At 66.4% G+C, this 19,409-nt stretch carries 20 protein-coding genes; 7 read left to right on the top strand and 13 right to left on the bottom strand.

Going from position 1 to position 19,409, the window contains the following annotated elements:
- Positions 1-58: 58 nt before the first annotated feature.
- Positions 59-283 (bottom strand): hypothetical protein, encoded by a 225-nt coding sequence (locus WAL33_RS01455; RefSeq protein WP_422177779.1) that lies wholly within the window; start codon positions 281-283, stop codon positions 59-61.
- A gap of 414 nt (positions 284-697) precedes the next feature.
- Here WAL33_RS01455 and WAL33_RS01450 point away from each other — a divergent pair, with 414 nt between their 5' ends.
- The 3 genes from WAL33_RS01450 to WAL33_RS01440 all read left to right on the top strand — a co-directional run bounded on the left by WAL33_RS01450 (position 698) and on the right by WAL33_RS01440 (position 2,226).
- The gene (locus WAL33_RS01450) at positions 698-1,153 is read left to right on the top strand and encodes a YaiI/YqxD family protein (protein WP_422177777.1); all 456 of its coding nucleotides are present in this window, start codon (positions 698-700) and stop codon (positions 1,151-1,153) included.
- On the top strand, positions 1,150-1,572 hold the full coding sequence (gene arfB / locus WAL33_RS01445; RefSeq protein WP_422177775.1) for an alternative ribosome rescue aminoacyl-tRNA hydrolase ArfB: 423 nt from the start codon (positions 1,150-1,152) through the stop codon (positions 1,570-1,572). The genes WAL33_RS01450 and arfB overlap by 4 nt, the downstream gene beginning before the upstream one ends.
- 123 nt (positions 1,573-1,695) lie before the next feature.
- Entirely contained in the window at positions 1,696-2,226 is a 531-nt protein-coding gene (locus tag WAL33_RS01440) for a GNAT family N-acetyltransferase (RefSeq protein WP_422177773.1), read from the top strand.
- 17 nt (positions 2,227-2,243) lie between these two features.
- On the opposite strand, the gene WAL33_RS01435 is transcribed toward WAL33_RS01440, so the two are convergent.
- From WAL33_RS01435 to WAL33_RS01425, 3 genes are all read right to left on the bottom strand, one after another.
- The gene (locus WAL33_RS01435; RefSeq protein ID WP_422177771.1) at positions 2,244-2,747 is read right to left on the bottom strand and encodes a MarR family winged helix-turn-helix transcriptional regulator; all 504 of its coding nucleotides are present in this window, start codon (positions 2,745-2,747) and stop codon (positions 2,244-2,246) included.
- Between the two features lie 258 nt (positions 2,748-3,005).
- Entirely contained in the window at positions 3,006-3,239 is a 234-nt protein-coding gene (locus WAL33_RS01430) for a hypothetical protein (RefSeq protein WP_422177769.1), read from the bottom strand.
- A 38-nt stretch (positions 3,240-3,277) separates the two neighbouring features.
- Positions 3,278-3,751, bottom strand: a complete 474-nt coding sequence (locus WAL33_RS01425) for a GcrA family cell cycle regulator (RefSeq protein ID WP_422177767.1) — start codon at positions 3,749-3,751, stop codon at positions 3,278-3,280.
- Between the two features lie 293 nt (positions 3,752-4,044).
- On the opposite strand from WAL33_RS01425, the gene WAL33_RS01420 reads away from it, so the two are divergent.
- Positions 4,045-4,548 (top strand): c-type cytochrome, encoded by a 504-nt coding sequence (locus tag WAL33_RS01420; protein WP_422177765.1) that lies wholly within the window; start codon positions 4,045-4,047, stop codon positions 4,546-4,548.
- An 88-nt stretch (positions 4,549-4,636) separates the two neighbouring features.
- Positions 4,637-4,990 (top strand): nuclear transport factor 2 family protein, encoded by a 354-nt coding sequence (locus WAL33_RS01415; protein WP_422177763.1) that lies wholly within the window; start codon positions 4,637-4,639, stop codon positions 4,988-4,990.
- 22 nt (positions 4,991-5,012) lie between these two features.
- On the opposite strand, the gene WAL33_RS01410 is transcribed toward WAL33_RS01415, so the two are convergent.
- The 5 genes from WAL33_RS01410 to WAL33_RS01390 form a co-directional block, all read right to left on the bottom strand.
- On the bottom strand, positions 5,013-7,367 hold the full coding sequence (locus WAL33_RS01410; RefSeq protein ID WP_422177761.1) for a transketolase: 2,355 nt from the start codon (positions 7,365-7,367) through the stop codon (positions 5,013-5,015).
- 15 nt (positions 7,368-7,382) lie between these two features.
- Positions 7,383-10,520 carry an efflux RND transporter permease subunit gene (locus WAL33_RS01405; protein WP_422177759.1) on the bottom strand — a complete coding sequence of 1,046 codons (3,138 nt, stop codon included), beginning with the start codon at positions 10,518-10,520 and terminating at the stop codon, positions 7,383-7,385.
- Positions 10,520-11,644 (bottom strand): efflux RND transporter periplasmic adaptor subunit, encoded by a 1,125-nt coding sequence (locus WAL33_RS01400; protein WP_422177757.1) that lies wholly within the window; start codon positions 11,642-11,644, stop codon positions 10,520-10,522. Before WAL33_RS01400 ends, WAL33_RS01405 begins: the two co-directional genes overlap by 1 nt.
- A gap of 116 nt (positions 11,645-11,760) precedes the next feature.
- Positions 11,761-12,450 carry a hypothetical protein gene (locus WAL33_RS01395; protein WP_422177755.1) on the bottom strand — a complete coding sequence of 230 codons (690 nt, stop codon included), beginning with the start codon at positions 12,448-12,450 and terminating at the stop codon, positions 11,761-11,763.
- Positions 12,451-12,554: 104 nt separating this feature from the next.
- The gene (locus WAL33_RS01390; RefSeq protein WP_422177753.1) at positions 12,555-13,331 is read right to left on the bottom strand and encodes a class II aldolase/adducin family protein; all 777 of its coding nucleotides are present in this window, start codon (positions 13,329-13,331) and stop codon (positions 12,555-12,557) included.
- 130 nt (positions 13,332-13,461) lie between these two features.
- Between WAL33_RS01390 and WAL33_RS01385 the strand changes: the two genes are divergently transcribed.
- A complete protein-coding gene (locus WAL33_RS01385) occupies positions 13,462-14,136 on the top strand; it encodes a spermidine synthase (RefSeq protein ID WP_422177751.1) in 675 nt (224 codons plus the stop codon).
- Here WAL33_RS01385 and smpB read toward each other — a convergent pair.
- Together smpB and dapA are read right to left on the bottom strand one after the other, a co-directional pair.
- Complete coding sequence (smpB, locus tag WAL33_RS01380) at positions 14,133-14,591, bottom strand: SsrA-binding protein SmpB (RefSeq protein ID WP_056444873.1); 459 nt, start codon at positions 14,589-14,591, stop codon at positions 14,133-14,135. The genes WAL33_RS01385 and smpB overlap by 4 nt on opposite strands.
- Positions 14,591-15,475 (bottom strand): 4-hydroxy-tetrahydrodipicolinate synthase, encoded by an 885-nt coding sequence (gene dapA / locus WAL33_RS01375; protein WP_422177749.1) that lies wholly within the window; start codon positions 15,473-15,475, stop codon positions 14,591-14,593. Before dapA ends, smpB begins: the two co-directional genes overlap by 1 nt.
- 269 nt (positions 15,476-15,744) lie before the next feature.
- On the opposite strand from dapA, the gene WAL33_RS01370 reads away from it, so the two are divergent.
- A complete protein-coding gene (locus WAL33_RS01370; protein WP_422177747.1) occupies positions 15,745-17,928 on the top strand; it encodes a transglycosylase SLT domain-containing protein in 2,184 nt (727 codons plus the stop codon).
- Positions 17,929-17,944: 16 nt separating this feature from the next.
- On the opposite strand, the gene WAL33_RS01365 is transcribed toward WAL33_RS01370, so the two are convergent.
- Positions 17,945-18,709 (bottom strand): ABC transporter ATP-binding protein, encoded by a 765-nt coding sequence (locus WAL33_RS01365; RefSeq protein ID WP_422177745.1) that lies wholly within the window; start codon positions 18,707-18,709, stop codon positions 17,945-17,947.
- On the bottom strand, positions 18,706-19,409 hold a 704-nt coding region (locus WAL33_RS01360), incomplete at its 5' end, for a FecCD family ABC transporter permease (protein WP_422177743.1). The genes WAL33_RS01365 and WAL33_RS01360, both read right to left, overlap by 4 nt.

The following is a 19,409-nucleotide window of genomic DNA, read 5'->3' as shown; positions in this document are numbered from 1 at the left end:
ACATCGGCGACCGACCGCCGCCGCTCCCTAGGACCGAGCGGCGGTCGGCGTTCTTCCATCAGGCGCCCAGCAGCGCCTCATAGCGAGCGACGTTCTCGGCCAGCCACTGCCGTAGGCGTTCTAGTTCGCTGATGTGGACGTGGGTCTCGTCCTGCACGCTGCCGTCATCGGCCCGCGCCCCCACCTGCAGCTTGCCGCTGCGCAGGGCTTCCAGGCGCTCGTTGAGGGCCTCCTGCTCGGCCTTGTGTCGCTCGACGACGCGATTGAGTTCGGCCTTGTCCATACTCGTCTCCACTACGGCCGCCGACGACGCCGGAACGGCTCACGCTTGAGGATCGAGTGTACGGCGAGGCCGCAGGCGCGTCGATCAAGGCCTTCGCAAAGATCAAAAAAAAGCCCGGCTCAAAGGCCGGGCAGTCATTAGGGAGGAAACGCCCAGGAAGGGCAGGAGCGCCAAGGGCGGCTCCACGGGTTGATAACTAGTGCGCCAGGATGGCCAATCAAGGGCAAGACCGCGTCTTCCTAAGGCCAAGCTGGGGACAACGCCTGTCTGTACGCAAAACGGGCAACCAGACAAGCCGCGCTCAAATCCTGGGCGCGGCCTGTTCGCTCCAGAGCCGCACGGCCGACGCTTGGGGTGGTGAGTGAGTCGCACGGCGCTTGGCGCCCGACCGAGGAAGGCGCTACGAAACGGCGCATGACCGTTCTCTATATCGACGCCGACGCCTGTCCCGTGAAGGACGAGGTCTACAAGGTCGCCGCCCGCTATGGCCTGAAGACCTTCGTGGTCTCCAACAGCTGGATCCGCGTGCCCCTGACCCCGGCCATCGAGCAGATCGTGGTCGATGCCGGTCCCGATATCGCTGACGACTGGATCGCCGAACGGGCCGGTCCCGGCGACGTGGTCATCACCAACGACATCCCGCTGGCCGACCGCGTGCTGAAGGCCGGCGGCCAGGCCCTGGGTACGACGGGCCGACCGTTCACCATCGACACCATCGGCTCGGCCCTGGCCTCGCGGATGATCGGCGAACATCTGCGCTCGATGGGCGAGATCACCGGCGGCCCCAAGGCCTTCGGTCCCGCCGACCGCTCCAAGTTCCTGCAGGCGCTCGACACCGCCGTGGTCAAGGCCCGACGCGTGGTCCGATGATCGAGGTCACCTCCTGGCTGCGAATCGAGGACGACGAGATCGTCGAGAAGGCGACCCGTGCGTCAGGCCCCGGAGGTCAGCACGTCAACAAGACCAGCACCGCGATCGAGCTGCGGTTCGACGTGCGCAATTCCCCCACCCTGCCCGAGGATGTGAAAGCCCGGCTGGAGACGTTGGCAGGTAGTCGCCTGACCCTGGACGGCGTGATCGTCCTGTTCGCCCAAGGCAGCCGGTCCCAGGAGATGAACCGCCAGGAAGCTCGCGATCGGCTGGTCGAACTGATCCGTCGCGCGACCGAAAAGCCCAAACCGCGGCGGCCCACCAAGCCGACCTATTCCAGTAAACTCAAACGGCTGGAGACCAAGGGCAAGCGGGCGGGCGTCAAGGCGCTGCGGGGGCGCCCCAAAGGCGACGACTGAGCGTCACCCGCACAACACGTTGAGTGGATGCACAACAACACAACCGTTGCGAAAGCATATAGGACTGGACAATTTTTAAGGATGACGACCACATTCCGCCAAGCGCTAATGGCGGGGCGGCCCATGAGCTTGATGGTTCGAGAAATGGCGGAATCCGAGGTCGGTCTGGTCATTGACTACTTCCACGCATCGCCCCCGGAGCATCTGGAACTGATCGGCGTAGATCCTGTACGCCTGCCCAAACGCGAGGCCTGGCGAGCCTATTATGAACAGGTCTTCCAGCAACCCCTTGAGCGCCGCGAAACCTTGCTGCTGACTTGGTTGGACGACGAGCGCCCCTTCGGCTTCTCTAGCGCCGACAAGATTGTCTTTGGCCAGCGGGCGCATATGCACCTGCATGTCACCCTGCCGGACGATCGTCGACGCGGCCTAGGGGTCGAAGCTGTGCGGCGCAGCGTCGAACTCTATTTCGCGCAGCTGCGGCTGAAGCGATTGTTCTGTGAACCCCACGCCTTCAACCCGACGCCGAACCGCACCCTGCCTTCCGCTGGGTTCAGGTATCTGAACACTCACGTCACCGTCCCTGGACCACTGAACTTCCGCCAACCCGTCGCGCGGTGGGTGATCACCCGGCCCAGAAAGCTGGACTCCTAGCGGCGCTTCACAGGCAGTCAGGCTGGACGCGGTCCGTAGGACAACACCTCGTGCTTCCATTCCGGCTCGGTGATCAGTCCGCCGAGTATCTTCTGGAGATAGGTCGCGAGATTGGTCTGCTCCTCCTCGGTGAGCTCGGCGCAGACTTCCTGGTTGATCGGATGGATGTCCTCGCGAATCCTGCCCAGGATCTCCTGACCTTCCAGAGTCAGGCGAACCACCACCTTGCGGCGGTCGGACGCCTGGGTCCCGCGCTCGACGAGGCCGTCGCGGATCAGGCCGTCGATCGATCGGGTCAGGGTGGTACGGTCGGCGGCCGACAGCCGCGCCAGGCGCGTCATCGAGCATTCGCCAAAGCGCGCCAGGGAGGCCAGCGCCACCCACTTGGCGAAGCTCAATCCGTGTTGCGCGATGCAGTCGGCCGCCAAGGCGCGCCGATGTTGCTCGGTCTGGTACATCAGGTAGCTGACATAGGTCGGCAACGGCAAACCGCGGCCCTCCCCTTGCTTCTGCTCTGACATGGTTCCCCCCACGCCAAACGGCGGGCCTTCATCTCACACGCGGAAGCCGCACACAATCACGGCCCAGCTTGTGCGAGCACGAAGGCGCGCGTTTGCATGTATTCAGGACGCAACGCCGCTCCCCAGGCACGAACGACGGCGAACACCGTTCGATCGACGCTAACGTCACGCTAATCATACGGTTCCAGACGAGACGGCCCCTGCGAACAAGTTCGCGGGGGCCGTGTATTTCTTGCTCTTGAAAACGCGAAAGCGGGATCAGGCGGCGCGACTGGCCACCACTTCCTGGATCGTGGCGTTGCGCGCGCGGGCACGGCTCAACCAGTCGTCCGGATAGGTCTCGCGCACCACGATCGACTTGAACTGGCCGACGGGAATGCGGGTGTTCTCGCCGGGATTGAGGTCGCGCGACACCGAATGGCCGGCGAACTCTTCGATGATGGTTATCACCTGGCTGCTGCCGGCGGTGTTCTCGATCAAGACCATGTTCATGGGAGGCGTCCTGGTGCTTGGGTTCGGGCGGTCGGCGGTCAGGCCGTGTGGCGTTCTATCTGGGCCGGTTGGCGGGCCCAGGCCTTGACTTCGGACGACGAAGACAGCTTGCGGAAGGCGCCGCGGGCGTGCTCGTCGCAATAGGAGGCCCGGACCGTCTTTTCGCGACCGCAGAAGCCGAAATCGTGGGCGTCGGGATTGCCGATCGGCCAGCGGCAGGAATGGATTTCGAGGCCGAGAAGCTTCGCGGTCGGCGCCATCTCGGCGACCTCGATCAGGCGAAGGGCGGGACGGAGCGGAGCGGCTTCGCGAACGAGGCGGGCTCGGGGTTGGGCTCGGACAGCGGTGCGTTGACGAGCCGGGATGTCGCGGACGGTGATGCCCAGACGGTGCACCTTGCCGATCACCGCGCTGCGGCTGACGCCGCCCAATTGACGCGCGACCTGACTGGCGCTCATCCCCTCAAGCCACAGTTTCCGAAGCGTCGCGGTGCGCTCTTCGTTCCAGTCCATGGTGTGTGCTTCCTACCCAGTCGCCGGAGCAGCCCCTCCGACGACTTTCTGGGTACGTTTATGGTTAATTCTGGTCAATTTTTTATGTGCATACCCACGGTTTGTAATCGGGCATTTTGCTTTTACATTCTGCGAGATAGCCCGCGTTGTCGCAGGGCGCTCGCCAGAGTGTGGCGAGACCTTGACCGCATAACAACGTTATATATTGGATGCCAGGCCCACACTTGGGCCAAAAAATGAATGCGGCGCCGCGCCGCACAGCTTGCGGCATATTGTCAGTTGGGGATCTGTAAATGCGTCAATTTCACCTCGCCGCCGCGGCGGTCATGGGCGTCCTTCTGGCCGGATGCTCGAAACCCGGCACGGAAACCTCGGACAGCGCATCGGCGAGTTCGACGCTCGTCGCAGCGGCGCCCGCCGATGCCGAAAAGCAAGTTCTACTGGCCGCCCTGCCCGCTCCCTACAACACCGGCGACCTGATGAACGGCCAGAGCAAGTTCGCGCTCTGCAGGTCTTGCCACACCATCACCGAAGGCGGCCCCAACCTCACCGGCCCCAACCTCTATGGCGTTTTCGGGCGAAGGGCGGGCGGCAAGGCCGACTACAAGTACTCACCCGTCGTCGCCGCCGCCGGCTTCGACTGGGATGCCGAGCATCTGGATAAGTGGCTGGACGATCCACGCGGCTTCATGCCCGGCACCAAGATGACCTTCGCCGGCCTGCACGATCCAAAGGACCGCATCGATCTGATCGCCTATCTGAAGGTCGAAACCGGTTACAAACCTCCCAAGACTTAAGGGAGCTTGAGCGACCACAGGTCTTCACCCTGCGCGACGGCAAGGTTTCCCGAATGGACGTTGAATTTCTCGATAAGGAGCGTTGGGGATGAGCGCGGCGACCGACTTGATTGTCCGCTATTACGACGCGCTCGGGCGCCGCGACATCGAGGCGGTCATGGCGGTCATGCATCCCGAGATCTCATTCCAAGATTTTCTGGAAGGCGGCGAGTTGGCCGGGGTGAGCGCCGTCAGGGCCTTCCACCAGCGCATGTTCGACACGCTGGCCCCGGACTTCGACCTGATCACAGTCTCGGTTCAGCCTGACAGCCGGCTGCGCGTGGAAATGCAGGTGGCGACACACGATCGCATGGGCCACCTCTGGTCAGACACCCGCAGCTACGCCCTCTTCGCCCTGGTCGACGGCTTGATCCACGGCATCGAACTACAGGCCGCCGCCTAGAGCGTGACAGGCGCCTTCGCCGTCAGATCAGCAGGTCGGCGCAGGCATCCAGGATGGCGTCGGCGTCGAGGCGATACTCGGCATAGAGATCCGGCAGATCGCCCGACTGGCCGAAGGTCTCCAGCCCGAGCGCCCGCAGCCGCATGCCGCGCACAGAGCCGAGCCACGACAAGGTCCCGGGCGCGCCGTCGATCACCGAGACCAAGCCGGCGTCGCGCGCCAGCGGCGCCAGGAGCGTCTCGATGGTCGAAACGCGCGGCTCGCCGTTGGTCCAGCGCGAGCGGCCGGCGGCGGTCCAATCCCGGTGCAGGACGTCGGCCGAGGTCACGGCCAGCAGGCCCGCGCCGGGTTCATCCTCCAACACAGCCTCGAAGGCCGCCAGGGCCTCTGGGGCCAGGGCGCCGGCATAGACGATGGCCAGACGCGCCCCGGGGGCCGGCGGACGCAGCCAGTAGGCGCCGTCGATAACGCCTTTGCGCCAGGCGTCGTCAGGTCGCTGAGGCTGAGTGATCACCCGGGTGGAAAGCCGCAGATAGGTCGAAGCTCCTTGCTCGGCCTGGATTTGGCCGAAGGCATGGGCCATTAGCACAGCCGTCTCGTCGGCAAAGGCGGGCTCATAGCTATCCAGTCCCGGTTGGCTCATGCCGATCAGCGGCGAGCCGATCGACTGGTGTGCGCCGCCTTCGGGAGCCAGCGTCAGGCCTGAAGGCGTCGCGACCAGCAGGAAGCGGGCGTCCTGGTAGCAGGCGTAGTTGAGCGCATCGAGCCCACGGGCGATGAAGGGGTCGTAAAGCGTGCCGACCGGAAACAGTCTCTCGCCGAACAGCGGCGCGGTCAGGCCCAGAGCGGCTAGGGCGATGAACAGGTTGTTCTCGGCGATGCCCAGCTCGACATGCTGGCCGGTCTCGGCCTTGGACCAGACCTGGGCCGAAGGAATGCGCCGACGCTTGAAGACATCTTCGTGGGCCCGCCGTTGGAACACCCCACGCCGATTGACGAAGCCACCGAGATTGGTCGAGACCGTAACGTCGGGCGAAGTGGTCACCACTCGGCCGGCGAATTCGTCGTCGCGGCGGGCGATCTCGAACATCACCTTGCCGAACGCCGCCTGGGTCGACTGCTCGCCACCGCCAGCAACGGGAGCCAGCAGTTCGTCGGCGGTGGGGATTGCGATGGTCGGCGCAACATGACTGCGTTCGACATTGGCGGCGAACGGCGCGCGGGCGACCAGACCCTTCAGGGCCGTGTGCTCAGCGGCCGAAAGGCCTGACAAGGCATCCCACTCCTCGCCCTCGACCACGCCCAGCCGGGCGCGCAGTTCGGCGATCTGGGTCTCGGTCATCAGGCCGGCGTGGTTGTCCTTGTGACCTTGGAACGGCAGGCGCAGGCCCTTGACGGTATAGGCGATGAAGAACCGCGGCGCGTCGTCCTGGCTGGCCCGCTCGAAGGCCTCCAGTATGGTCTCCATGCAGTGGCCGCCCAGCTCGGTCATCAGCTCGGCGAGATCGGTGTCCTTGTAAGTCGTGATCAATGTCAGGGCGTCCGCGTCGCCCGCCAGGTCCGCGCCCAGCCGCTCGCGCCAGGCCGCGCCGCCCTGATAGCTGAGGGCCGCGTAGAGGTCGTTGGGCGCGGTCTCGATCCAGGTCTTCAGCGCCTCGCCGCCGGGCTTGGCGAAGGCTTCACGCTGGCGCTTGGACCATTTCAACGTTTCGACCGTCCAACCGGCGGCCTCGAAGATCTCACCGTAGCGGGTGAACATCCGGTCCTTGGTGGTCGCATCCAGGCTCTGGCGATTGTAGTCGACGATCCACCAGGTGTTGCGGATGTCGTGCTTGCAGGCCTCGATCAGGGCTTCGTAGATGTTGCCCTCGTCCAGCTCGGCGTCGCCCAGAAGCGAGATCATCCGCCCCATCCGCTCGGGTTTCACCGCGCCGCGCGCCGCCAGATAGTCCTGGGTCAGCGACGCGAAGGCGGTCATGGCCACGCCCAGGCCCACCGAACCGGTCGAGAAATCGACGTCGTCGGTGTCCTTGGTCCGCGAGGGATAGGATTGCGCCCCGCCCAAGGCGCGGAACGCCTTCAGCTTCTCCAGGCTTTGGCGGCCGAACAGATGCTGAATGGCATGGAACACCGGGCTGGCATGCGGTTTTACCGCCACCCGGTCCTGCGGTCGCAGCGCCTTCATGTAGAGCGCGGTCATCAGGGTGGTCATCGAGGCGCAGGACGCTTGGTGGCCGCCGACCTTCAGCCCGTCGCGACTCTCACGTAGATGGTTGGCATTGTGGATCGTCCACGAGGCTAGCCAGAGAATGCGTTCCTCGATGCGACGCAGAAGCGCAAGCTCCTGCCGCTTTGCCGCCAAAATCGCTTCGGCCATGCTTCCTCACCCGGTTCAGGCGGGTGAGGATTGCCCCTCACCACTCTTCTCGCGGGCTTCATAGTCCTCGATCTGCCGCGAAGTCCACTCCGGAGACTTCGTGAAGCGGGCCAGCAGATTGTAGAACACCGGCACAATGAACAGCGTCAGCAAGGTCGAGAAGATCGCACCGGTGAAGATCACCGCCCCGATCGTCTTGCGGCTGCCCGCCCCCGCCCCGGTCCACAGCATCAGCGGCAAGGCGCCCATGGCGGTGGCGATCGACGTCATGATGATTGGCCGCAGGCGCAGGGCGGCGGCCTCGATCACCGCTTCCTTTATCTTCAACCCTTCGTCGCGAAGCTGATTGGCGAACTCGACGATCAGGATGCCGTTCTTGGCGGCGATGCCGACCAGAATGATCAAGCCGATCTGGCTGTAGGTGTTGACGGTTGAGCCCGTCATCAGCAAGCCGAACAGCCCGCCCAGCACGGCCAAGGGCACGGTCAACATGATGACGGCCGGGTGGATCCAGCTTTCGAACTGGGCGGCCAGCACCAGGAAGACCAGCAGTAGAGCCAGACCGAAGGCGATGCCGACGGCGCCGGAGGCCTCCAGGAAATCCTTGGCCTGGCCACCCCATTTGATGCTGACGCCTGGGGTGGGACGGGCCGCGGCCTGCTCCTGGAAGAACGCCACCGCGTCGCCGACCGTGTAGCCGGGCGCCAGTTGCGCGGTCAGGGTCACCGAGCGCAGGCGATCGACGCGTGGGCGGTCGGCGGCGTCGCCCCGCAGTTGGGTGGTCACCACAGTCGACAGCGGCACCAAGGCGCCTGACTGAGTGCGCACCTGCAATTGGTCCAAGTCGGCCAGGCTGCGGCGCTGCTCAAGGCTGGACTGCAGGATGACGTCGTATTCCTGACCGTTCTTGATGTAGGTCGTCGCACGGCGTGAACCGAACATAGTCTCCAGGGCCCGACCGATCGACTGGGCCGAGACGCCCAGGCCGGCGGCCTTGTCGCGGTCGATCTGCACCGATAGGCGCGGCGAAGTCGGCTCGTAGTCGATCCGCGGGCGCGACAGGCCCGGATTGTTCTGGGACGCGGCCAGGATCGGCTTGAGCCAGTTGGCCAGCTCGACATAGTCATTGCCGGTGGCGATCAGATCGACATTTGTGCCCCCACCGCCGCCGCCGCCACGCTGGAAGGCGCCGCGCACGCTGGCCACGGCCCGCACGCCGGTAATCTTGCTAAGGCTCTTGTTGAGTTCGGCCGCCACCTGATCAGCGGTCTTGTTGCGCTGTCCCCAGTCCTTGAGCACCAGCACCCCGTTGGCGGTGTTGAACTGGCTCTGGCCAAAGCGTGGCGCGGCGATAATGGTTCGCGCGGCGACGCCGTCGGCTCGGTACTTCTCCAGCTCCTTCTCGACAGCGTAGGCGGCCTTTGCCGTGTAGTCGAAGCCCGCCCCCTCGGGGCCGGTGATCGAAACATCGACGCGGCCACGATCCTCCGCGGGCACAAGCTCCTGCGGCAGCACCACGAACAGGCCTCCGGCCACCAAGGCCAGGAACAGGACCACCACGCCGGCGCCGACGCTGGCTGACCGCGCGGCCAACAGCCGCTCCAGCGAATGGCGATAGCTTTCCTTCAACCGGTCCATCGCGTGATCGACCTTGCGGTTGAACCAACTGCCGCCGCTGGCCGGCTTCAGCAGCTTGGAAGCCAGCATCGGCGACAGGCTCAACGCCAGCAGAGCCGAAAAGCCCACGGCCGCCGCAATAGCCACGGCCAACTCGACAAACAAGCGGCCGATATAGCCAGGCAGGAACATCAGCGGTGCGAACACCGAGATCAGCACGATGGTGGTGGCAACGACCGCGAAGAACACCTGCCGGGTGCCGCGCAGGGCCGCAACGTTGGCCGGCTCGCCCTCATCGACCCGACGCTGGATATTCTCGACCACGACGATGGCGTCGTCGACCACCAGGCCGACGGCCAGCACCAGGGCCAGCAGGGTCAGCAGGTTCAGCGAGAAGCCCAGTGGGGCCAGGATGATAAAGGTCGACAGGATGCAGATCGGCGCGACGATCGAGGGGATCAGGGCCGAGCGCCAGCTGCCCAGAAACACCAGGTTCACCAGAGCCACCAGGCCGATCGAGATGCCCATGGTGACCCACACCTCGTGGATCGCCTCGGCGGTGAAGATCGAGTTGTCGACAGCCTTGACCAGCTGAGTGCCGGGCGGCAGCGTCTTGTTGATTTCCAGCAGTTCGCTGTCGACCACCTTGGAGATGGCGACGTCGTTGGCTTGCGACTGACGGGTCAGGAATATGCCGACCTGGTTGGCGGCGTTGCCGCGGAAGATCTTGCGACGTTCGTTGGAGCCTTCCTCCACCCGCGCCACGTCGCCCAGACGCACGACGAACCCGTTGGCGTCGGCCGGGCGTAGCGGCAACTTCACGAAGTCCTCGGGCCGCGAATAACTGCGAGCCACGCGGATCGTGAAGTCTTTGGTGTCGCCCTCCAGGGCCCCCGCCGGCAGCTCGACGTTCTGGCTGTTGAGCGCGTTCTCGACGTCGTCGACGGTGACGTTGCGCGCGGCCATGGCGTCCGTATCCAGCCAGATGCGCATGGCGTAGAGTTGGCCGTTGAGACCGGCCTGGGCCACGCCCGGCACGGTCGACAGCCGCTCAACCAGGTAGCGGTCGGCGTAGTCGGCCAATTCCAGCGGCGACAGGGTGCTCGAGGTCAGGTTGAGGATGACGATCGGCGAACTGTCGGCCTGGGCCTTGGCGATCTGCGGCGGGTCGGCCTGGTCGGGGAGGTTCGAGGTCACCCGGCTTACGGCGTCGCGCACGTCGTTGGCCGCCGCGTCCAGGTCGCGGTCGAGGGTGAAGGTGATGGTGATCTGCGAGCGGCCGTCGCGCGAGGAACTGTTGACGCGGTCGATGCCTTGGATCCCGGCGACCTGGCGCTCGATGACCTGGGTGATCCGCTCCTCGATGACCTCGGCCGAAGCCCCCCTATAGGTGGTCGAGATCGACACCACGGGCGGATCGACATTGGGCAGCTCACGGATCGCCAGACCGCTGAAGGCGGCCAGACCAATGACGCAGAGGATGATCGCGACGACGGCCGCAAAGACCGGGCGGCGGACGGAAAGGTCGGAAAGCATCAGCCGCCCTTCTTCTGCGCGCCGGCCTTCTGACCGCCCTTGCCGTCGCCGCCGCCAACGAGAGCGCCGTCCTGGATGCGGTTGAGCCCATCGCCGACGATGTGGTCGCCGACCTTCAGGCCCGAGACGATCTCGACATAGCCGCCGCTCGACAAGCCGGTCTGCACCGTGGTGCGGCGCGCGATCTTGCCCTTCGGTCCCTGTGCGATCAGGAACACCGAGGCCTGGGAGCCCTCGAATTGCACGGCAGCTTCGGGAACCGCCACGCCCCGGCGCTGCCCTTCGTCGATGCCGACCTTGATCAGCATGCCGGGCTTCAGGCGCCCATCGGCGTTGGGAAACTCGGCCCGGGCCTTGAGCGCGCGGGTGGTCGGATCGATGCGGGTGTCAATCTGGGCGATGCGGCCCACGAACATCTCGCCCGGAAGAGCGTCCGGCTTGGCGGTAATGGTCAGGCCTTGACGCAAGACCGGCAGGTAACGGTCGGGCACCGAGAAGTCGACGCGGATCAGGGAGACGTCGTCCAGGGTGACGATCGCGGTTCCAGGACTGATCAAGGCGCCTGGGGCGATGTCGGAAATGCCGACCCGACCGGCGAACGGCGCGCGGATCACCTTGTCCAGTTTCTGGGCGCTGGCCGAGGCCAGGGATGCACGAGCGGTGTCGCGGGCGGCCAGGTACTGGTCCGCCGAGGCGCGCGGCGCGACGCCCTTGTCGGCCAAGGTCTTCCATCGCTGATACTCTCGCTCGGCCTGAGCGAGCTGGGCCCGGGCCTGGGCGATGCCGGCATCCTCCTGGTCGCCCTTCAGCTCGACCAGAACCTGACCCTTGGAAACCGTTTGGCCGTCGCTGAAGTGCACGGCGGTGATCAGCTCAGCGGTGTTCGAAGTGATGGTCACCGACTGACGGCCCTTGGCCATGCCCAGCACTTCGATCCGGTCTGTGAAGGTGCGCGGCTGGACGATGATCTGAGACACCGCCGTGGCGCGTCCACCGCCGCCGGGACCGCCGGGACCGCCCTGCCCCGGAGCCTTGCCGCCGAACGCCAGTTTCAGCCCGCCGACCAGCAGCATAAGCAGCACAGCGACAACCGCCGCGACGAGGAAGAAGTGTCTGCGGATCACGAAAAGCTCCGGCGGCCAAAAAGAGTCGGCTTAGCTATCAGTAGGCGGCTCATAGCCGTCAGCCCTAGCCTGCGTCCAGTGACACGCGGATGACCAAATATTACAGTGCTGAAATATCAGAAACGCCGCCACACCGCCAGGACGGGACCGCGATCGATGGGCGTCTCACGGCCCGACAAGGTCTGTCGCCATCCAGCCTGCAAGCTCCACGCGCCCAGGTCGTGCGTGATGGAGACCTCGCGCTTGAGCCACCGTGACTGGATCGGCTCGGATTCAGCCTCGCCGGCATAGGCCTGGACCATCAAGAGCCAACGGGGCGTGGGCCTCAGTCCCGCTGTGGCGTCGATCCGGGTCTCGTCCGCCAGGCCGTTGCGCTTGAGGCGGGCGACCTGAAATTCAGCGAAACCCTGCACCCCGCGCCACTGCCTGGAGGTTCCCGCCAGGAGGCGCGCCTCCAAGTCCATGCCGCCTTGGCCGGGCGCAGCATAGCCCGCGTTGCGCCCAACCCCGTCCTTGATGGCGCCCAGATAAAGGCTGACCGCTGATCGATCCTTGTGCAGCAGCGCATAGCGCAGTCCAAGTTCGATCGGACCGCGCCCCTCATAGTCGACGAAGTTGTCGTGGCCCCGGGTCAACGCCGCCTTGGTCTGCAGGGTCAGACGATCGGTCAGGCCGTACTCGACATAGAGCGACAAGGTCTCGTCGCGGCGAGGGTCGATCGAGGCCTCGACACCATCAGGATCAAACCCCCTGTCGGTCTTTTGTCCTTCGTATTTCAGAATAGTCAGCCCCTCGCCGTCCCGCATCGGCCAGGCCCCGGCCCGAGCCGTATTCGGCGCTAGGAGCGCGCAAAAGAAAGCCGCCGCGACCCCGAGGATCGCGGCGGCGTTTCGTTTTCGCCGTTTGGGCGTCAATCCGCGTAGCCGGGGGATTCCCGGTCGAGTTTGCGCAGGCAGCCGGGCCAAGCCAAGCCCGCGATCATGCCCATGCCCATGCCGGTCTGGCTGCGGACCTCGGCCTGGGCGGCCTCCGGCGCTTCGAGGACGTTCTGGCGACCCGCGCTGAGCGCCATCACCTGCTGAGCGCAGGCGCGCTCCAGGAAGAACATGCCCAGCCAGCACTCAGCCGCCGTCATCCCCACGGCCAGCGTGCCGTGGTTGCGCAGCAGCATCAGCTTTTTTTCGCCGAGGTCGGCCACTAGACGTTCTCGTTCGTCAAGGTTGAGAGCAATACCTTCATAATCGTGATAGGCGAGCTGAGGCAAGACAATTAACGACTGTTGCGACAAGGGCAGCAGTCCGTCCTTGTTGGCCGACACGCCCACGCCCTGATCGGTGTGCAGGTGCATGACGAAGTGGGCGTCCTCACGGGCGGCGTGGATCGCCGAGTGGATGGTGAAACCCGCCGGATTGATGAAGTACGGGGTCTTGTCGATGACGTTTCCGTCCAGGTCGATCTTGACCAGCATGGAGGCGGTCATCTCGCCGAAGAACATGCCGTACGGATTGATCAGGAAATGGTGCTCGGGCCCCGGAATGCGGGCGGAGATGTGGGTGAAGATCATGTCGTCCCAGCCGTGGATGGCGACCAGGCGATAGAGCGCGGCCAGATCGACGCGGGCCTTCCACTCGGCCTCGCTGACCTGGTCCTTAAGCGACGTCGTGATCTGCGTAGCACCGTCGGCCATGAGCGGATCCTCCATAAGTTATCATTGTTAGCTTGAGGGTCGCGCCGCTGGAACGCGGCGTCAAGCGGCGATGGCCACTCCGTCGGGGCTGTGTTAGCCCGTGCGCCCCCACTCCGGCTCGAGACTTCCCATGATCCCCTGGCAGCACCTGGACACCGCCAAGGTCCCCGGCGACGGCACGGAGCTGAAGCTGATGCGGCGCGGGACCGAATATTCGATCATGGCCGGCCCGATCGAGCTGATGAACAGCCGGCTCAGCGGTTCGGAAGAGGCCATGGCCACCCTGGCTTTCGAGCGCATCGGCCAACGCCCCAAGGCGCGGGTGTTGATCGGCGGGCTGGGCATGGGCTTCACCCTGCGCGCCGCCCTCGCTGTCTTTGGACCCGACGCCAGGGTCGTTGTGGCGGAACTTGTGCCGGCCGTCGTCGCCTGGGCCCGTGGACCGTTGGCCGAACTGCACGGTGCCAGCTTGGATGATCCGCGCGTAACGCTGCACCAAGGCGATGTCGGCGAGGCGATCCGCGCCGAGGAAGCCGCCTATGACGCCATCCTGCTGGATGTCGACAACGGCCCAGGGGGCTTAAGTCGGAAAGAGAACGACGGCCTCTACAGCCGAAACGGCCTGGCTGAGGCGCGCCAGGCGCTACGCCCTGGCGGCGTGCTGGAGGTCTGGTCCTCGACCCGCGACAGCGACTTCACCAAACGCTTGAAACAAGCCGGCTATGCGGTCGAGGAAATCGGCGTGCGGGCCCACAAAGGCCGCGGCGCGCGCCACGTGATCTGGATGGCGGCGCGGCCGGGCTAGTCCCCCCGGTCGCCCTTCATCAGCCGCGCCTTGTCGCGCTGCCAGTCGCGGGCGGCTTCGGTCTCGCGCTTGTCGTGGTTCTTCTTGCCCTTGGCCAGGCCGATCTCCAGCTTGGCCAGGCCCTTCTCGTTCCAATAGAGCTTGAGCGGGATCAGGGTGCGGCCGTCGCGCTGGACCGCGCCGATCAGCTTGTCGATCTGCTTGCGGTGCAGCAGCAGCGTCCGGTGCCGGCGCGGCTCGTGGTTGAAGCGGTTGGCGTGGCCGTAAGGCGGGATGTCGGCGTTGATCAGCTTGATCTGGCGACCTTCCACCGAGGCGTAGGACTCGGCGATGTTCGCCCGCCCCACGCGCAACGACTTCACCTCGGTGCCGGTCAGCATCAGCCCGGCCTCGAACGTCTCTTCGATGAAGTAGTCGTACCGCGCGCGGCGGTTCTCGGCGATCGGCTTGGTCATCAGACCAGACCCGCCTCGCGCATGGCCTCGAGGATCTCCGGCTTCACCGCGTCGCTGCACGGGGCGATGGGCAACCGCACATCGGCCTCGCAAAGGCCCAGATGGGCCATGGCGAACTTGGTCGGCGACGGCGAGGCGTCGAAGAACAATGCCTTGTGCAGCCGCACCAAGCGGTCCTGCCAGTAGAGCGCGGTCTCCCACGCGCCCTGCAGGCAGGCGTTCATGAAGGTGGCGCAGGCGTCCGGCGCGACGTTGGAGGTCACCGAGATCACGCCGTGGCCGCCGTGGGCCATGTAGCCCAGGGCCGTGGGATCATCACCCGACAACATCACCCAGTCAGGACCGCACAGGATCCGCTGCATCGAGGCGCGCACCAGGTCGCCAGTGGCGTCCTTGATGCCGACGATGTTTGGCAGCTTGGCCAGCCGCGCCAGGGTCTCGTTGCTGATGTCCGAACCCGTGCGGCCGGGCACGTTGTAGACCAGCACCGGCAGCTGCACGGCGTCGTTGATAGCCTTGTAGTGCAGGTACAGGCCCTCTTGGCTGGGGCGGTTGTAATAGGGCGTGACCACCAAGGCGCCGTCCGCGCCAACGGCCTTAGCATGGGCGACCAGTTCGATCGCCTCGGCGGTCGAGTTAGAGCCGGCCCCAGCGATCACCGGCACGCGGCCGCGGGTGGTCTGCACGCACAGCTCGACAACGCGCTTGTGCTCCTCGTGGCTTAGAGTGGAGGTCTCCCCCGTGGTGCCGACCGGCACCAGACCGTGCACCCCGCCGGCGATCTGACGCTCGACCAAAGCCACGAAGGCTTTCTCGTCCACAGCGCCGTCGCGGAAGGGCGTGATCAGCGCCGGAATGACGCCTTTGAACGGAGAATGAGCCATGACTTGCAATTTGCCGTGAGAAACGCGCCGCGACGATTGCGGCCTTGAGGATGGGGGCGGACAATATGTCCCTCCCCCCATGTCCCGCAACCGCCCGTGACGCTTTGCGATGATTTGGGGTTTCGATGGAGGCCAATCCGCCGCGAAGCGGTCTATATAGGCCAACCTGGATCCCGATCGAGGTCCGATCGCCGCAAATCGGCCCCTCTGGCGTCGGAAAACGGCGAGGCTGCAGCCCGCCAGGGCAGAGAATCGAAGGAGACGGCGTTTTGGCCTCAGGGTTGGGTAAGGTCTTGTTGGGTGGAGCCGCCCCCTTGGTGCTGTGCGGCGTCGCGCTCTTCGGTGTGGCGCTTGCTCAGGACGATGTCGATCTGCCCCGTACGCCCCAACCCTACACCGGCGCCGCCACGCCGCAGAGCCTGATCACCACCCCGCCGACCGCAACCTACGCCACCCCCGCCGAAGCCGAGGCCGCCAACCTGCGCACGGCCGTCACCAGTCGCGACCCGGCTACGATCCGCGTGGCGATGTCGAGCATCCAGGATCCGCTGTCGCGCAAGATCGCCCTGTGGGCCTTGGTCGACGCCGGGGCCGAAAGCATGAGCTTCTTCGAGCTCGACCAGGCGCGCCGCGATCTGTCGGGCTGGCCGCGCGCCGCGCGCCGCGAGAACGCCGCCGAGAAGGCCTTGGTCGTCTCTGGCCTTGACGCTCAACGGATGATCGCCTGGTTCGGCGGTCGTGAGCCGCAAACCGCCGAGGGCGCGATGTCCCTCGCAACCGCTTACCAGGCCGTCGGCCGCACCAGCGACGCCAGCAATCTGATTCGTCGCTGGTGGCGCGACCAGGTGTTCGAGCTCGACGCCCAACGCGCGATCCTGGCCCGGTTCGGCACGCTGTTGACGAGCGAGGACCACGCCCGCCGCGCGGACATCCTGCTGTACGGTGCGCAGGGCCCTGCGGCCCGCGACATGGTCGCCCTGCTGCCCTACGACCAGCAGGCGGCGGCCCAGGCCCGCATCGCCTTCCGCTCGAACGCCAGCAACGCCAATGACCTTTATGCGGCGCTGGCGCCGGCTCAGCAGGCCCAGCCGGGGGTGGTGTTCGAGCGCGCCTCCTATCTGCGCCGCAAGGGACTGGACACGCTGGCCTTGCCGCTGGTCAGCCAATTCCCCGCTCCGCCCCCGACCAACGACGCGGCGTCCGCCATCTGGCGCGAGCGCAAGCAGCTGGTGGTGTCGGCCCTGAAAGCCGGCGACAGCAACGGCGCCTATGCGGCCGCCAACGCTCAGCTGAAGACCGGGTCCGACGCGACCGACAGCGAGTTCTACGCCGGCTGGATTGCCTTGACCCGCTTGAAGGACCCCGACGCCGCCGCCCGCCATTTCGCCCGCATCGCCGAGATTGGCGTCTCGCCGATCACCCGCGGCCGGGCCCTCTATTGGCAAGGTCGGGCCGCCGAGGCCCAGGGCGACCGCATCGCCGCCCAGGCCTTCTACGCCGAAGGCGCGCGCCACATCACCACGTTCTACGGCCAACTGGCCGCCGAAAAGGCCGGGATCAAGGAGATCCGCCTCGACCGAGATCCGACGATCACCCAGGCCGATCGCGCCCGCTTCGAAGGCCGAGAGCTGGTGCGAGCGGTCCGCACGCTGATGGCGGCCGGCGCCCGCGATCAGGTCCGAATTTTCGTGCTCTACATCGACGACCAACTGCCGACCGCGGAAGAGGAAGCCCTGCTGGTCGATTTGGCCCGTGGCTATGGCGACCCGGACCTGGCCATGCGCGCGGTCCGAACCGCCGCCCAGCGCGGCTTCATCCTGCCCGAGCGCGGCTATCCACTGCTCGACCACCTGTACACCCCGGCACCGGGCGCGGCCGAGACGGCGTTCGTCTATTCGATCTCGCGCCAGGAAAGCAATTTCGACCCCAACGCCCGCTCCGCTCCGGGCGCGCGCGGCATGATGCAACTGATGCCAGCCACCGCCGCCATCGTTGCGCGGAAGCTGGGCGAGAACCACAGCGTCGATCGTCTGTCGGACCCGTTTTACAACATGCGCCTGGGCTCGACCTATCTGGGCAGCATGGTCAACAATTTCAGCGGCTCGTACATCATGGCCGCCGCCGCCTACAACGCCGGCCCCGGCCGCCCGACCCAATGGGCGACCCTGTGCGGCGACCCACGCGGTTCGACCATCGACCCGCTCGACTTCATCGAGTGCATCCCGTTCTCGGAGACCCGCAACTACGTGATGCGGACCATCGAGACCACCATGGTCTACCGCGCTCGCCTGAACGGCGGTGTCACGCCGCTGACCTTATCGAGCGACCTGAAGCGCGGCGGATACAATTATGCCGGCCCCGCCAGCGCGGGCGCCTTGCCGCCGATCGGCGGGACTACGGCGACGTCCACCACGGCCATCCCGCAAGGCGGCTACATGCCCGGCACGCGATAGACGCAGAACCCCTCTCCTAGTGGGGTTCGGCACGCTTGGCCGCCACGACCCATCCAGCGGGCGTGTCGATCAACGCCCCGTCCAGCCTGAACACCTTCGCCAGCACCGCCGACGACAGCGCTTGAGCCGGCGCGCCCTCCGCCGCCACGCGGCCATGATCCAACACCAGGATCCGGTCGCAGGACCGCGCCGCCAACCCCAGATCGTGCAGGGTGACGACCACCGCCGCCCCTGCCGCCGCCTCGGCGCGCAGCAGGTCGAGGGTCAACAACTGGGCGTCGGGATCGAGCCCCGCCACCGGTTCGTCGGCGACCAGCAGCGGCGCGCGGGTGGCCAGCAGACGGGCCAGCAACACGCGAGCCCGTTCGCCGCCCGACATGTCGAGCACGCCGCGATCCGCCAGCTCGGCGACGCCCACCCGTTCCAGACGTTCGCGGGCCACGGCCAGGGCTTGCCCAGGCGGCAGGTCAGGCGCGCCGAGGGCCGCGACGTCCAGGGCCGGCAGATTCCAGGCCAGGCGACGCTCCTGCGGCAGGTAGCCGACCAGCCGGGCCCGCTCGACCGGGTTCAGGTCGACGACAGGACGCCCTGAAAGCCGCCGCTGCCCCGCTTCCAGCGGCATCAGGCCCAGGCCCACCCGCAGCAGGCTGGTCTTGCCCGCGCCGTTGGGGCCCACCACGCCCAGCACCTCGCCAGAAACGACGCTCAGGGACGCGCCGTCCAGCACCAAGGCCTTGCCGCGCCGGGCCTGTGCGCCCTCGATCGTCCACGCCGCCGTCACGACCGCCAGCTCCGCGCAGCCCGCCAGGCCAGCAAGGCGAAGATGGGCGCTCCGAACAGGGCCGTGACCACGCCCAGCTTCAGTTCCTGTTCCGTCGGGATCACGCGGGCGGCCAGGTCGGCGACGACCAGCAGCACCGCCCCGACGAGGGCCGAGGGCCGAAGAAGCTTGCCCGGATCGTCGCGCACGGCGGCCCGAACCAGGTGCGGCGCAGCCAGGCCGACGAAGCCGATCACGCCCGCCGCAGCGACCGCAGCGCCGGCCAGCAGGGCTGACCCCGCCACCGCCGCCATCCGCAGACGCGCCATGGGCAGGCCCGACATGTGTGCGGCCTCCTCGCCCAAGGTCAGCATCCGCAGCCCCCGGGCCGCGTAGAGACAAAGAATCGCGCCAACCGCCATGGGAGGGATCGCGCGCAGGATGTCGGTGAAGTCGCGGTTCTCGACTGAGCCCATCAGCCAGGCAAGAACCTCGGCGATAGCCACCGGCGACGGCGAGAGGTTGAAAACCAGCGCCGTTAGCGCGCCGGCGAAGGCCGACAGAGCCACGCCGAACAGGATCAGCACCTCGGGCTCGCGGAACCGGGCCGCCAGGCCGACGACCACCGCCCCCGCCAGCAGCGCGCCGACCAAGGCGGCCGCTTCGATCGCGCCCGGGAAGGCCGCCAACCCGCCGGCGATGGCCAGGGACGCGCCCAGGC

The sequence above is a fragment of the Caulobacter sp. genome (genome assembly GCF_049283275.1).
GTDB lineage: Bacteria > Pseudomonadota > Alphaproteobacteria > Caulobacterales > Caulobacteraceae > Caulobacter.
Note: the sequence above shows the minus strand (reverse complement) of the source record. Positions and strands in the feature narration are given on the sequence as shown.